Annotated in this window: 12 protein-coding genes and 1 tRNA gene; 3 read left to right on the top strand and 10 right to left on the bottom strand. The window is 44.0% G+C overall.

Annotated features, from left to right (window positions below; genetic code table 11):
* Positions 1 to 24: 24 nt before the first annotated feature.
* Positions 25 to 441: a CHRD domain-containing protein gene (locus BLQ88_RS26305; RefSeq protein WP_176885119.1), complete on the bottom strand. Its 417-nt coding sequence runs from the start codon at positions 439 to 441 to the stop codon at positions 25 to 27.
* A 124-nt stretch (positions 442 to 565) separates the two neighbouring features.
* Positions 566 to 1,300, bottom strand: a complete 735-nt coding sequence (locus BLQ88_RS26300; protein ID WP_090155980.1) for an SH3 domain-containing protein — start codon at positions 1,298 to 1,300, stop codon at positions 566 to 568.
* A 99-nt stretch (positions 1,301 to 1,399) separates the two neighbouring features.
* Here BLQ88_RS26300 and BLQ88_RS26295 point away from each other — a divergent pair.
* Positions 1,400 to 1,472: transfer RNA gene (locus BLQ88_RS26295), tRNA-Lys, on the top strand.
* A 256-nt stretch (positions 1,473 to 1,728) separates the two neighbouring features.
* Positions 1,729 to 2,970 carry a site-specific integrase gene (locus tag BLQ88_RS26290; RefSeq protein ID WP_176885118.1) on the top strand — a complete coding sequence of 414 codons (1,242 nt, stop codon included), beginning with the start codon at positions 1,729 to 1,731 and terminating at the stop codon, positions 2,968 to 2,970.
* Between the two features lie 80 nt (positions 2,971 to 3,050).
* Here the strand turns inward: BLQ88_RS26290 and BLQ88_RS26285 are convergent, their stop codons facing one another.
* Complete coding sequence (locus tag BLQ88_RS26285; RefSeq protein ID WP_090155978.1) at positions 3,051 to 6,092, bottom strand: ABC-three component system middle component 1; 3,042 nt, start codon at positions 6,090 to 6,092, stop codon at positions 3,051 to 3,053.
* 2 nt (positions 6,093 to 6,094) lie between these two features.
* A complete protein-coding gene (locus tag BLQ88_RS26280; protein ID WP_090155977.1) occupies positions 6,095 to 7,867 on the bottom strand; it encodes a hypothetical protein in 1,773 nt (590 codons plus the stop codon).
* Between the two features lie 474 nt (positions 7,868 to 8,341).
* On the opposite strand from BLQ88_RS26280, the gene BLQ88_RS26270 reads away from it, so the two are divergent.
* Complete coding sequence (locus BLQ88_RS26270) at positions 8,342 to 9,394, top strand: DUF932 domain-containing protein (protein ID WP_090155975.1); 1,053 nt, start codon at positions 8,342 to 8,344, stop codon at positions 9,392 to 9,394.
* 739 nt (positions 9,395 to 10,133) lie between these two features.
* On the opposite strand, the gene BLQ88_RS26255 is transcribed toward BLQ88_RS26270, so the two are convergent.
* From BLQ88_RS26255 to traK, 6 genes are all read right to left on the bottom strand, one after another.
* Positions 10,134 to 10,409 carry a helix-turn-helix domain-containing protein gene (locus BLQ88_RS26255; protein WP_090155972.1) on the bottom strand — a complete coding sequence of 92 codons (276 nt, stop codon included), beginning with the start codon at positions 10,407 to 10,409 and terminating at the stop codon, positions 10,134 to 10,136.
* A 317-nt stretch (positions 10,410 to 10,726) separates the two neighbouring features.
* Positions 10,727 to 11,521, bottom strand: a complete 795-nt coding sequence (locus BLQ88_RS26245) for a hypothetical protein (protein ID WP_090155970.1) — start codon at positions 11,519 to 11,521, stop codon at positions 10,727 to 10,729.
* Positions 11,522 to 11,544: 23 nt separating this feature from the next.
* A complete protein-coding gene (gene traN, locus BLQ88_RS26240; protein ID WP_090155969.1) occupies positions 11,545 to 12,372 on the bottom strand; it encodes a conjugative transposon protein TraN in 828 nt (275 codons plus the stop codon).
* A 28-nt stretch (positions 12,373 to 12,400) separates the two neighbouring features.
* On the bottom strand, positions 12,401 to 13,717 hold the full coding sequence (gene traM, locus BLQ88_RS26235; protein ID WP_176885117.1) for a conjugative transposon protein TraM: 1,317 nt from the start codon (positions 13,715 to 13,717) through the stop codon (positions 12,401 to 12,403).
* Positions 13,692 to 14,114: a hypothetical protein gene (locus tag BLQ88_RS36850; protein WP_176885116.1), complete on the bottom strand. Its 423-nt coding sequence runs from the start codon at positions 14,112 to 14,114 to the stop codon at positions 13,692 to 13,694. Before BLQ88_RS36850 ends, traM begins: the two co-directional genes overlap by 26 nt.
* Before the next feature lie 3 nt (positions 14,115 to 14,117).
* Positions 14,118 to 14,735, bottom strand: coding sequence for a conjugative transposon protein TraK (gene traK / locus BLQ88_RS26230; protein ID WP_090155967.1), 618 nt, complete (start codon positions 14,733 to 14,735; stop codon positions 14,118 to 14,120).
* Between the last annotated feature and the right edge of the window lie 10 nt (positions 14,736 to 14,745).

The raw sequence follows: 14,745 nt of genomic DNA, 5'->3' as shown, positions 1-14,745 counted from the left end.
TTTTTTAATATGGTGGATTATCGCTTATTCTTCGAATTTGTCGGCGAGGATCTGTCCACGGATTTCCCCGAATGGATAAAGCTCGGTAGGGACATTGATGTACATCTGACCCATGATCAGCTGCGTTTGCTCTTCGTTGGTTTTAATTTTGTAACTACCGCTTACCTGACCGGTAGGGTTGCTGGCCAGCTCCTGAATGATTCCGCCGCGTTCCCATGCAGGGTTTGCTGCGTTGAGCGTCACCGAAGTGGGTGTAATGTTCTGGAAATTAATATTGTATTTAAGCTCCATCGTATTTTTGTTGTACTCAAATACGCCCGTGCCTTGTGCCGACGATGTAGCCTTTGGAACGGTTGGGCTACTATTGATTACAGCCGAGAACTTCACAATGTCATCTTTGTGAGGCCCTTCCTCTTTACAGGAAGTTACAAATCCTAACATCAAAACTCCTGCGATTAATAGTAAATAACGTTTCATTGGCTTTTTCATACAGCGTTAAATTAAAAATTTGACTCCTAAATATACATATAAACTTAAATCCTCCAAAAATGATACCAGTTGGTCGTCAGATGTTCCAAAGGTCGCTTTTCCGGATGTAAACGATCCGGTTGTTCCAGATAACCCTGTCCCAGTGGTCGACAGACCCGATGATCGTCAGTTTATGCCCTTTACCCACTTTTTCGATTACTCCCGCCGCGGACGAAGGCTCATCGCGAAGGAACGTGTTTTCATTCACGATAATGCACGTTTGATAAAGCGAAGGCACATTTAGTATTCCCAGCAATGCCAGCAGATAAACGATAATCGAAACCTTGTGAATCTGCAAAATCGGCTCCTTCCTACGCGTCTTTGTAACCATTATGACAACTATATAGGTGCCCAAAGTTAGGAGCAATATTGGAATGTAATCACCATATTTTCGATAAAATATTATGAAATAATTGTAATCGTCGAATTCATAGCCACTTAGATTCTGCTCTTTGGCGAGCTTGTCCATTTTTTCAAAAAGATGCCTTGAAGGCTGCGTGAGGGCCAATTTGCTGAGAAAAAAAAGGCAGTCGGTATAATTGTTCGTCTTTTCGGCGAGGAAAGCCAGCTTCAAAAGCAGCGCCTGACTATTTTTTTCAGTCAAACTGAAATTTTTTTTATAGAGCGTTTGCGCCTCGGAATACCTGGCGATAGCGAACAGAGAATCAGCCGTTTTGAGCTCTTTTGGATTGGCACAAAAAGCGGTTGCCGGCGCGAAAAAGGCCAGCATTAAAAACGAAAAAAACAGGTTTTTCTTGTAGGGTACTTGCATTATACTTTAAAGAATTCTACTTTTGCATCGCAATTACGGAAAACGCCACGGCTAATCCAAGACTGCAAAACTTCGAAAGTTGCAAAGCAAGTAGAAAATGATTCCGTAGCTCAGCTGGTAGAGCAATACACTTTTAATGTATGGGTCCTGGGTTCGAATCCCAGCGGGATCACTTGAAGAAGTAACAAAAAGCATCAAAAGCCTGCAAATCAAACGATTGCAGGCTTTTTTGTTTGCCCTTACTATACCAAAACGTTCAAATATTCTCAAAGTTTTGGTGAGTAATTCGGTGAGTCAATCAGCCTCAAAAGTTTACTCACCAGAAATTGCGTAACCAATTGATTTACAAGATGTCCATGCGGTGGACATCTTGCGCTGACTAGGCTTGCAAGACTACTTTTGTTCAACTATTAAACCTGTAAATGGTTATGAAAACAAAGCTGAGTCTGCTTTTCTATTTGAAGAAGCCGAGAAATTATCAAACCGGGCCTATGCCCATCTACCTAAGGATTACCGTTGAGAGTAAGAGGTCAGAACTTGCGACCGGACGTGAGTGCGACCCTAAGACCTGGAATACGGGGGCAGGTCGGGTTCTAGGTAACAAGGAGGCCGTGAAGTCACTCAACGCCTATTTGGGCAACCTCGAACAACAATTCTTGGACGCACATGCTTCCTTAATTCGCCAGGGCGAGCTTGCAACTGCCGAAACCATTAAAAACAAATTCTTGGGAATCGGCCCAAAACAGCGGATGTTGATGGCGGTGATTGTAGAGCACAATCGGCGGATGCACTCGCTCGTTGGCCAGGAATATGCTATCGGAACATTCAAACGGTACGAGGTTTTGAGACGACACACAGAAAACTTCCTGAAAGCCAACTTTAATACCACAGACTTTGATATCGGCCGCATAGATTTTGCTTTCATCGCCGACTACGAGTTCCATCTACGTTCGGTCCGCAAAATGGGAAACAATGCCGTGGTAAAACACATGAAGATGTTTCGCAAGATTGTGAATATCTGCCTTGGGAATGGCTGGATGAATCTTGACCCCTATCTAAATTTCAAGGGTAAGTTCAAAAAAGTTGACAAGGCAATTCTCACAAAAGAAGAACTTGCCCTCCTTGCCGAGAAGGAGTTCGCGAGTAATCGGCTTACCCAGGTTCGAGATACTTTTCTTTTCTGTTGTTACACCGGCCTTGCTTACTCAGATATTCAGAGCCTCGAAAGAAGCGATATCGCGCGAGGAATTGATGGCGAGCAATGGATTTTCACGCAGCGCACCAAGACTAACGTTAAGTCGCACATCCCGCTTCTTCCCGAAGCGCTGGCGATAATCGCGCGATACGAAGATGATCCTATTTGCGAGTCACGCGGACTTGTTCTTCCGGTACCCAGCAACCAAAAAATGAACGACTATCTCAAAGAAATCGCCGTGGTTTGTGGAATCGATAAGATCCTCACGTCACATGTTGCCAGGCATACTTTCGCAACTACGATCACTTTGCAAAATGGTGTTCCTATTGAAAGTGTTTCGAAGATGCTGGGCCACACTAATATCCGTACCACACAGATTTACGCTAAAATCTTGGATTTAAAGGTTAGTGAGGATATGCAGGCTTTGAAAGGTAGATTGCTCTCAGAATCCGCAAGTAGGCCGATTCGAAGCTAGTAGCAAACATAATTTATTCGAGGCCGATATACTGATTTATCTTGGCCTCGAATAGTTAGCGAAATGATCACTTTGCGGCCCTACTTTTCAGTTTCACTCCTTTCGAGTTGAAACCGCTTAAAGTCTTCACCCAAAAAACCAAACTTCTTTTCGAATAGTCCTGCTAGTCTGGTATTTGCAGTTGCGAAGAATATTTGCTTCCCAGACCTAAGCACATGCAGTCGCAGATGATCCAAAAATGATAGCGCGTTTAAGTCGTCAATAAACGACACCGGATCATCAAACATGACAATATTCGGCCCATTGGTCAACTTCCCATTTAGGGATAGAAAAATTGCAAGTGCGAGTGCTGAGCGTTGACCAGTGCTGATCTGTGATACTGAGCGAATCTCTCCTTCATCCGTCGTAAGCTCAAGCCGGTCGTCAACATATCTAAGGCCTTGAAACTCCTTTGGAATGTGAATAGATTTGAAAATATCTAGGATTTCCAGAAAATTCTCATCGAAAAACGCGCTAACATCGGCGGAAGCCTCTTCGCCGGTCAGGGCTCTAAGAGTAGCGACCGCCTTCTCGTATTTTGGGAGTTCGGGTTCACTTTTTTTAAGAAATTCTGTTGCTGCCGAATATGCCTTTTGTGCAGCAAGATACTCGAATTGAACTTTCTGCTCTTCTCGAAAACTATCAATGTTACTTTGAAGGGAAGTAGATTGATCGCTGAGATCTGTCAAGTTTCTATTCGGGTTTAGTTCAATTAGGACCTGAAGGACTTCGTAAGAACTTTTGATTCTGCTGAAAGCTGCTTCATCTCTATCCCAAATTTGCCGAATGTCTCTCATGACCATGCTGGTTCCCTCAACGCCCAATAATTGTTTAATTTCATTACCTACATTAGTTCGCTCGATCAAAGTGTCTCCAAGCTCCTTCTTACATTGAGCGATTTCTCGCATGGTTTGTTCAAGCAGTTTCTTGAAAGAGTCGGCCTGACCGAAAGTGAACTGAACTGATTCATTTAGTTGATGCTCACATCCAAGACTGAGCTCGTAATACTCTTTTTCCGATCGCCCCAACTGGTTAGCGTAATTTTTAATTTCCGAAATCTCGGAAAGCTCGTTCTCATTGTTCTTTTCGAGCGCGACAAAATTTGATACCCGCGTAAATGCTTTATTATAATCAGCTTCAACACCTTCTTCTGGAAATGCTGCTGAATAAGCCCTTGCTATATTTCCCTGTTCCATTTGGCTCTTCTGCTTTTCGACTAAAGTACTTTTTAGGTTTTCCAGTTTAGTTTGAAATAAATGCAGTTCGTCATTAGGTTGCCCGCGTCTGCCGGTTTCACGTTCTTGCAAGATCCGATTGACCAATTCAGTGCGGTCGAATTGAGACTGGCATAGAGGACATGTGACTGAGTTGTGGTCTAATTCTAGAAATTCTTTGCCATGCGCCTTTATCTGCCGAAGTATACCATCGATCTGGCTAAGGGACTTTAGAAAATCATTAATTTTTATGTCGACCTCCTTTATCTCCTTCGTCAACCTCTGTACATCGGCTTCCAATGTTCTAGGGTCGAGGCTTAAAGCCAATTTCTTTTCATCAATCCCTGCAATCAACTCTTTGCAAAACAGAATTTTACTACGTGTTAGATTCGCCTCACCCTCTCTCGCCTGAAGGCCAGCAAGCTTCATTAATTTTTCGTCTTGGACGTACAGGAAACAGCGATCTAGAAAGTCATAGAGCGTATTGAGGCGCTTTTCATCCGCAGTAAGGCGATTATGATTCTCGGTAAGCGTTCGCAGTTCTTTTTCTCTAGCCTCCAATGTTAGCCGTTTTGCAGCACGATTCTCGAGAGAAGCGTTAAAGTCGGCCAAGGTCATATGTGTATTAGTGGACGACAAAAGCGTGGTCAGAACCGCCCGTAATTCGTTGTTGCGCTCCTCTATGAGTGCAAGATCTCCCTCAGCCGCAGGAAGTCTAAAAGTTAATCCATTATATAGTTGTAAAATCCCCAGACGTAGTTGACCTAACGTTTTCGGTTCTTTGTAATTCTTAATGATTTTCTCGCTTCGCTGCACCTTCAGTTTTTCTTCTTCAACCTGTTCCCTTAGCTTCTTAAATTCCGGTCTGAGTCTTTCCAAAACCCCCTGGCAGCGTTCCGATATGTAGTGATATTCTGGGCCAAGCACAATACCGAACAGTGCTTCCCGAGCTTCGCGCTCATTACTAGCAATAGAAAAACTGTGTGCGGCATCCGCATTAAAAAAATTAAACCTGTTAAATGACGCGTATAATGTATTTGTTCGACTATTAGTCGAATACCAATTCAAGTCCCGCGCTTGGAAAAGTTGGGTGTTAGCGCTGTTGAAGGCTGTAAGGCTGCCGGAATTATTGAACTCTGCCTCAATACACCCCTTGGGCATGGATACAGAAGGATTACGTAAACATTTGCCACAAATCATGGCTTCAATTGCTTCAAAAAGTGATGTTTTTCCGACGCCATTAATTCCTCGGAAAAGGTTCACTCTTGCAAATTGGTATTTTCGAACTTTTGGATAGCGCCGATAGCCTTTACCCAAGACTAATCGGTTGATAAATAGTATTTTGTCAGCATCAGTTTTGGGGCGAGATTTCGTTCCTTCCTGTTTACCCTTCACATCATTTGCTTTGAAGTCAGCGATGACATCCACGTAGGTCCGAGTTGAGTAGACATCTTCAAGACCAACTAGATCAAGGCGACGTTTCCAATCTGCCACGATGTTAGGGCGAATGGAGGCATCACTCTTCTCTAAGGTGAAGAAGTCTTCGAATTCGCTTTCATTGACTACGTACTTCCGAGCGTACTTGTCATTTTTTTCTATTTGTTGCTTTGCTGATTCCTCGAGCTGATCATTTAGCATGAACAAGTAATAATTCCATTGTAGGTTACCTGGATTCGAGTAAAATTCATTTGCAAGCAGGCTCTCTTGATACGCTTCAAAATCATCCAGAAGCTGATTGTTTAAATCAAAATAGTATACTCCTGCCACCTTATCGGCAAGATTTAGAGTACCTCTGAAAATGTTATCCTTAACTTCACTTAGACCAGTAATATACTGGCCAGCAAGCGCTAATATATTTCTTGTATTCATGTTCAACTCAGAAATGATGATAAACCTCTTTCCTCTGCAACTACGATGCGGCCAGCATCAACGTCTGCAATGACTAATGGAACAAGACCAAGCTTGTAAAAAACCACGACCCTCCGACGATTCATACTATCTTCTTCAAACATTGATTGCAAAAACTCATAGGTTTGTATGGCATGTTGCGTCGTTGTCATTCCCAAATAACATACGGTCGCTTTTATCATTTGGCCATCTTCATTCATCAAGTTGTAACGATAACGTTCTTTATGAATAAGTTTGTGATGATCATCATCGACATCCTGTCCATATCCTAGAAAGACCGGCTGAGCTTTCAAATCGGCGATGCTGCTGGGATATTGAGCCTTATCTGGCAGTATCTCTCCATCAAGGGTATTTACGGCAACCATGTATGATTTTAGTTGATCTCGGCTTTCGTCACTAGTGTCCTCGACAAAAGTGACCCTCTTACTATTTTCCGTCGATTCAGCCAGGCGGATTGAGAACAGTTGATCGAGATTTGACCAACTCTCATTTGGTCGAGATAGGAATTTGCCGGCGGAGAGGCATACCAAGCGTTCTTTCTCGAGCACGCAATTATCGGCAGAATTAAGAAAAGCATTTCGGCACCCCAGGTCCAAAAGCACCTGTCGGTGATCGTCTGATATTGAGGCCTCTGATACGAAGGTGTTACTTGCCCGTAAAACAAATGTCTCCATTATTTCAGGACCATTCCTCATTCGCTGTGCTAAAACTCCCTCAGTAATATTTACGGAAAGGTTTTCAATCAGGAATGCATGAGCCTTGCCGGTAAGGACATATGCATGTTTATCCCTTCCAAAATAAAAATAGTACAAGCCAAGTTTATGATTTTTGCGAATCCGCCCTAGGTCTCCAAATCTCACTTGATTGGAGTTTAGGTAGATACCGCTCCTCGATGTTCCTCCACGAAGAAGTGCATCCTTACCGATCTTGGAAGACGAGTTCCAGTTAAGGCTAATAAGCTCCTTTCGCTCCTGATTAAACAAGAACTTTCTAAAAGCAATAAATTCGCTATATAATGGATCTGGATTAATCTGCGGGTTCAGAATCAGAAATGGGCGATCGTTCCAACCCAGTTGAGTAAGTTGTGCAGTGCCCATTGCTGCTGGAAAGTTCATGGCTTCCGAACATATTAATGTTAACAGGTTTACAGAATCTACATTGTTACGTAAGACATAAACCTCTTCGCCTCCAATCAAATGATTTCTTTCCAGCTCTCCGCCACCCCAAACGCCCATATGTTTGGTTTTGAATTGAACGAGCGTAACCAACATACGATTATCCCCAAAACTTGCCTGGAAAATATACACTAGTGGGTTCAAGAATGTCAATTCCTCTTGTAGCCTTGTTGCATCAAAGTGAACAATCTTGTCATCAGTAGCATATTGGGAATGAAATGCACGTAATTCTTCCTTGGTAATGGATTCTGCTCCTAATACCCAAAGTTTACCTTGAACAGGCCAAAGACTTCTGTCCTCCATAATCTCGCGAATATTTGTCCAAGGACAAGAATATTCGGGAGTCATTACAAGATCTGCGGATGTTTCGCGAGCAAGATTTAGAAACGCGCGGAATTGCGGAGTACAATCCGTCAGGTTTCCAAGTTTCGACCCATCCGAGAAAGCCAATACGCCCTCATGTTGATACAAAAGCACTCGATATCGTTCGGTACCGCGGGAAAGTGCACGAAGGTTTATTGAAATGCCGGGGAGAATCTCGTCAATAAAAAAGAAGTTCATTGAAATAATGAATACTAAATTTCATAATGAGGGAAAAATACACTTGAACGCAGGCGTTGTAGATGTGCGCTATAACTGCTGGCTATTTACACAACTTCATCGACTTTTTGTTACCGATAAGTAAGTACCTTAATGACAATAGCTGAACAATCAAAACTCGGAAACGACTTTTTCAAAGCAATGTTTGGACAAACAAAACTCGGCAAAAGCGCAGCTAAATAAGTGGCCCCATTTTCCGAGATTGTTCATAAGGTCGCCAAAAGCTTACGGCATAATGGCGGCCTTTCTTATTGCTGGTAGATGCCCGAAAGCCGACCGCCAGCCTGCGGCACTTATTCCGTTTCCTTTTGGCTATATCCGGGGCCACTGCTAGAAGGGCTTTCTTTTTTCTCGTTTTTTCTTTGTCAAACATTCATTTGAGGGAGCGAGAGGAAGAAGAAAGAAAACAATTTCTAACTTCTAACAGCTACGATCATGGCTCACAACATCAATTTCGACGAAAACACAGACAAACACAGTTTCTTCTCGGTCAAAGAAAAAGCTTGGCACGGCCTCGGTCAAATTGTCGACCAGTACCCTAACAGCAAAGACGCAATCTCCCACGCGGGGCTTGACTATCAAGTTGAAAAAGCAGATCTAACCGCACTGGTCAAAAATTCATCGAACCAACAACTAAGCGGCTCCGCACCTGTTCCGGGATATTTCGCGACCATGAGAACAGACAACAATGCAGTCTTGGGTGTAGTTGGCAAAGATTATCAGATTGTTCAGAACCGGGACGCATTCACGTTTTTCGACAGTATTGTCGGAAATGACGGAATCCTTTATGAAACTGCCGGGGCACTTGGCAAAGGTGAGAGGATCTTTATCACAGCGAAACTACCAGGATACATCCAGGTTGGTAGCAACGATCTAATCGAAAAGTATCTGTTCCTGACTACCTCGCACGATGGCAGCGGCAGTATAACGGCAGCGTTTACACCTGTAAGGATAGTTTGCGCGAACACTTTAAATGCCGCGATGAAAAACATGACCAACGTTGTAAAGATCAGGCACACAAGTAACGCCGTCGAACGTTTGAGAACAGCTCATAAGGTTATGGGTATCGCCAATAAATTTTCTGATGAGGTCGGCGAGATTTTCAACGATTGGGTCAAAAAGCCAATCACTGATCCGCAATTAAAGAAGTTGATTGAAATCGCAATGGCTCCAAACCGCGAAGTTCTCGGCAATCTGAGAGATGGCAAAATCAATGCGCTGTCTACGCAATTTACCAATATAGTAGACGATGTGTATGAATATGCGCTGACAAATCCAACGCAGCAAATGCCTACGACAATGGGGACCGTTTTCGGGGCATACAACGCTGTCACGGGCTATTTTCAGAATGTGCGAAAATTTCAGGACGACGAAGCCAAAGTAAAATCGATCCTGCTAGGCGGTACGGCACAGCTGAGGGCGCAAACGACATTTAATCTTTGTGCCGATTTTGCCAAAAATGGAATTTCAAGCCTGAGTTTGAATTAAGGTTGGGGAGCCTGGCTCTCCTTTTCTTTTTTATATGCAAGCCGCCCACGATGTGAAGCTTTAATCAGCTCCCCATCGTGGGCGGTTCATATGAAAGATATCTGAAACGGCCTTGCTATCGATTATTGAAAAGCTCGACGACTAATAGAAATATTCCCGAGACGATAGCCAATGCCGAAGCGATCATCAGAATTCCCTCAAACGTTGATATAAAAATGGCCGACCAATACGTGCTGTAATGTTGAGCTCCACCGTACCCCCTTCTGTTAAATCTGCGCTGGCTCACAAAGAGCCGGAGACCGATACCAATTGCAATAAGTGCTGCCCCATACATCATAACGGACGAAATGCTAAGTGCTAAAACCATATCATTGGAGATTAGTGACTATAAATACAACTTACCAAAAATACTATCGATCGTTCCGTACCGCAAGATCTGAGACAGGCCTGTACAGTATTTACGATTCGACGAGCCATACTTTGCTTGCCACCCCAGGGTGGTATGACGGCGAATACTTGATGTATCCCAAACTTTCAAGGTCCTGCAGACATTTATGATATGTGGTCTGGCTCCGTGCCCTGGACATTTGCATGATCAGCCGACGCGTCACCCGAAACGGACTCGATTGCTTGTTTTTATCCCAGAGCAGAACCAACGCCAAATAAGTGCCTACATGCCAAACTTTTACCCGCGCATCCCCCAAGATACGGTTCAGATATTTTGAAACTGGACGCTCCATTATTTTTTTGGTTTTAAATTGTTTGATTGAAGCAGGGACTGAATGTCCTGGAACGCGTAATAGAAGGTTCCTCCAATCTTATTCGGTTTTAACTCCCCATTGATTCTAAGATTCTGTAATGTCCCGGAAGAGATATTGAGCAGCTTCCTAACCTCAGCGCTTTTCAACCATTTCTTCGGCTCGCTGGCAGAATTTGAAATAAACTGTTTCAAGTCTTCCAAGAGGTCACGCCGGAGCTTTTGTAAATCTTCCCTCGTAATTAGCTCAACATTCATATCTTTCCGATTCAAAAGATTAACTTAATTTAATGGGTCCGGCAGGACAATCCGACTTGGCCGGTTTTTGTTGAATGACGGCTCGTATCGGATATATCCAAACTCATTCAACTCGCGCACCGCTTTATAGTAGGTTTTACCGCTTGAGATCTTGGCCATCTGCATCAGCTCAAAACTGAACATTGCCAGACAGTTCGTCCCTAGTTTGTATGTCGTTTGAAGGATGGCAGTGTAGACGCTGATATGTGTCACCGTAATCCTGGCGTCTGCACTGATATTTGTAAAGAATCCTTCCAAGTGCCTAGCTATATCCATATTCATTGACTGATAGACATAGCTTTTGATTTCTTCGTCTTTTTTTCCGGAGCGCCGCCAGGTGCGTCGTCTGTCGCTAACTCACTCGACACTTTTTGCTCGTGTCTGCTGGCATTCTCCTGCTTATTCTCTTTAGACTGCTTCGTTTGAAGCCGGTGCATATTGGCATCGAATATGGTTATCGTTTTGAATTGAGGATTGGCCTCAATATATCTCCGGTGTTCGCTACCAGTTTCCAGGAATGTGACCGCGTGCCTGTTTCCTTTTTGCAGTGAGTCAATGACTCTGCCACGATCTTGATTATTTTGCAGTTCTTTGACCGGCAGCCGGGAAAGCTCCTTTTCAAGGTCGAAGCCGTAGTTCTGGTGGAACTGTTTGAGCTTAAAATTTCCTGCGCTGTCAGTTTGCTTGAAATCCATTTGGAGCCATGCATTGTAAATTTTCCCTTCCTTATTGGTCAGATCTTTATTTACAGCCCGGCCACTCAACAAATTGTACCCTTCTTTCAAAGTGATATTGTTGTCCTTCCCGATATAGAAGGTTTGGTTTACCTTCTCTGCAGCCTGATCAGGCTTTACTGAGGTCTGATAGTTATTGAAAAAATACATATCGGTAACCGACGATTTTTTGAAATTCAGTGTGCTCTCTACCTCGTCTCTACCGAATGCCGTTTGATGTTCCACGCTGAATTCAAGTGGCTGATTTTTGATACTCTCCCTCAGCTGAGCCTCCAGGCCGTCGCCGAAGCCTGAGTATTTTACCTGGTCGCGCAGGTATTCGAAATTTTTCTCGTTCATGATTTCTATGATTTAAGGTTGGATTAATGAGTCGTCAAGGGAAGGGATTTCAGGATATGCCTGTTTCGAACTTTAAGGTTTAGATGCCTGCCGCCATTTTTTTCATGGAGCGCGATTGACAAAAGCTTTTTGTCCGGAATCGTCATCTTGGGTATTGCGTAAATGAAAGTGTGCTCCGCTTTTGGGCCGACTGAGGTCGTATCACTCAGCACGCGGAATGGCTTGATATAGGTTTCCTGAATCGCTGTACGCTTAGGTCGTTTTTTGTCCCTGATGGAAAACCGCAGACTTTCGATATCATATTCAATCGGTGAGTTGTTGGTAAGTGTCAATTTGTAAAGCAAAATATCGCCGCAGATGTAAATGCCTGATAGCTCCAATTTTGTCTGAGAAGATTGGTCTTTTATTCTGACATTACTGGAATCGTTTTGACTTGCTTGGATCAACGCCTGCTCAATCTCCGCTTCGTTTGGTTCTGCTACTGACGTAGCGCCAACGTTCATTGATTTACCGATTCTTATATTAATTGAGACAGGATTCGGACAGTAGCTCGCTATAAACGAGTAAAGCGTCCCATCACCTGTGATAACAGTCAGATTGGTCGTATCGAAAGATGCCATAGCGGCTTTGACTTGCAGGATGTTGTCAAAGCCAGCCGCCGTTTGCGCAAGGATTTCTCCATTCCCGCGGTCCACCGTTTTGATGCTGTATGGAAATACGAGGTGCGTAGTTTTGCTGGTGGTGATTTCCAGCGGAATTGCCTGTATATCGTTCGTTTCGACGCCTTGACAAATGGCTATTCCGACAAAGCTTAGGCATAGCAGTAGCTGACTCAAAAGAAAATTTCTCATGATATTTGATTCTTAAAATGAATAGAGATTAGACCGATTTGGCGTTGGCGTCTTTGAGCAGAACTTTATAGCCAGCCTTCACCGAAACCTGGATTAGCTTTGTTTTCCGGCCCAGGAATGTCTTGGCAGCTTCGATACCTGCACTCGCAGCTTGTGCGCCTAATGAAGGGTCGATGATTGGAATGTTAATCCCTTGAATCGCACGGTCAGAAGATTGTTTACCAACATCGCGAGACAGGGCGCCGGGAACGTAAATCCCTTCCATTCCATCCAAATCGTAAACCGACAAGCTGACGGCAAACAGAGAATTACGATACTTGACAGACTCAATATTCACGCGAAGCCTTTCCTGATTGAGGCTAGCTTTACCGTAAAGAAAGCTTCCAGCCGGAATGTGAGTGCCGGCAATTAAAATGTCCGTGGCAAGCCGAAATTTGATTGTAGCTCCCGTCACGAGTGTTTGATTTTGATCGATCACCGCTTCGATCGCGTTTTGACTTTGGCTCGCACCTCGATGATTTTCTAGCGAATGAAAACCATTCATTTGATTCGAAATGAGATGCTTTAAACTATCTGAGGGTTCGCGCTGCCCACTAAGAAAGGTGAAATGCACTTGATCAGTAACCGCTGTTACCGGAAAGACCTGCTTTCTATTTTCAAGTGATAGCTTTCGAGTCTGTTCAAGTTGCAGATCCGGATTTTGAATTTGCATTATCTTGTCAAGCATTCCATTTAGCTCGGCCATTTCCGGATCGGCCTCAGTGATTGGATCGTCTTCTTCCCCAAGCCCAGCCATCATGTGTTCTAACTGCGCAAGTCGCTCGTGATTTCCATCTTCCTTTTGGGCCGCTGCTATTTCGGACTTAGCGGGATCGTCAAAATTTGGATTGCTGGTTTTTGATAAGACCTTGTCTAGTTCTTGGAGTTTTTGGAATACTTCTCTGTCAGCCTGATCGGCATTTTCAGAAGTTTGGCCAGTGATTGCTTTCTTAGTTTTTCCCGGCCCTTCCAGATTTTTGAGCGGCACACCCAATGGGCCGGATTTCGAGGCGAGTAGCGTGTCCTGATAGTACGGGTCTTTCTCAATAAGATTGCGAAGCCTTGCAGAATCTTCGGCCGCTTTTTGGTAATAGCCCATTTTATTCAAGTCTTTCTCATCTTTCAAAAAGGCATCTGGAAGGCTCATAATCAGTCCTTTTCGCTCTTTTGATAACACCAATCCTCCGTCTCCCTTACCGAATAATGCCCAGGCAATTAGTGTGAGAAATGGAAAAACCAGCAGTGGCAGGACTGTATAAAACTTACGCTTTTGTAAGAATTTACGGGTGTATGGTTTGTTCTGCATAATCTTTTGCGGTTTGTTGTGATTGATAAATGCTGTCCCGGAAGTGTGTTTGCTCCAAGCTGTCGACGTAAGCTTCAAAAGCCTGCTGACGTGGACTTGACGTCGCCGCTCTGATTGTCTTTTGGTTTCTGCTACCATTTTTGAAGACCTTTGACAATGCGGCAATTTGATAGTCAGGGAGAATCAGCGAAAAGCTATATCCAATTCCTGCGGAGAGCAGCGCGATTGATACCGCGTGCTGCCATTTCAGTGGCAGTCGTGCCACCCTCACAGTGATTCTTTTCCAAAGTCCCCATTTCCTGTTTCCTTGAAACCTGGGTGATGCTGGGGCACGCCGGACCGGGCCGCCAGACATTTGGGCGGCAAGCTGTTTGTGTCTGTTGAAATTGTAAAACATAAGCTATCGGTTTTGAACATTGATGTCTTTGTTTTCAAGCGTCGTCCAGCGTTCGATCAGGAATCCATGTGGATTGTTATCACTTCTGGACACGCTTCTAAGAAATCCTTCCGTAACCAGCCGCCGGGTGACGATACTGGTGGAGCGAATAATGCGCTGGGACGCAACGCATCGGAATTGGTAAGGATAATCTTCGGTCTTCACCTCCACCGTATCAATGCTGATCTGCTGGCTGATGTTTGCTGAGATGATGCTGGCGTAGTAGCCAGACTCTTTCAAATTTTCATATTGCGTTTTGGCTGAGACATCTGCCAGATAAAGCGCCCTGACTAGATTAGATTGTATCACCTTATCATCAGGGTCAAGCGTGAAGAAGTATCGGTGAAAGGTGGCCACATGATCCCGAGCTTCGACCGGAATATTCTCATTTCGTTCAGACGCATAGGCATCGAGCACTTTTCCACTTGCCAGGATGTAGACTTTGTCCTGAGTTTCATCCACCAGCTGATAACTTTTGTAGATCGCAAAGCAGCAGAAACCTATGCAGCCCAACACTACCAGCATTGTAAATCCGCGCACATGCCGGAATGCTGTTTCCAGATTTTTGGCTTTTGTAAACATGACATTGATT

Origin of the sequence: Dyadobacter soli, assembly GCF_900101885.1 — a bacterium.
Taxonomy (GTDB): domain Bacteria; phylum Bacteroidota; class Bacteroidia; order Cytophagales; family Spirosomataceae; genus Dyadobacter; species Dyadobacter soli.
The sequence above is the reverse complement of the archived record's forward strand: the minus strand, read 5'-3'. Positions and strand labels throughout refer to the sequence as shown.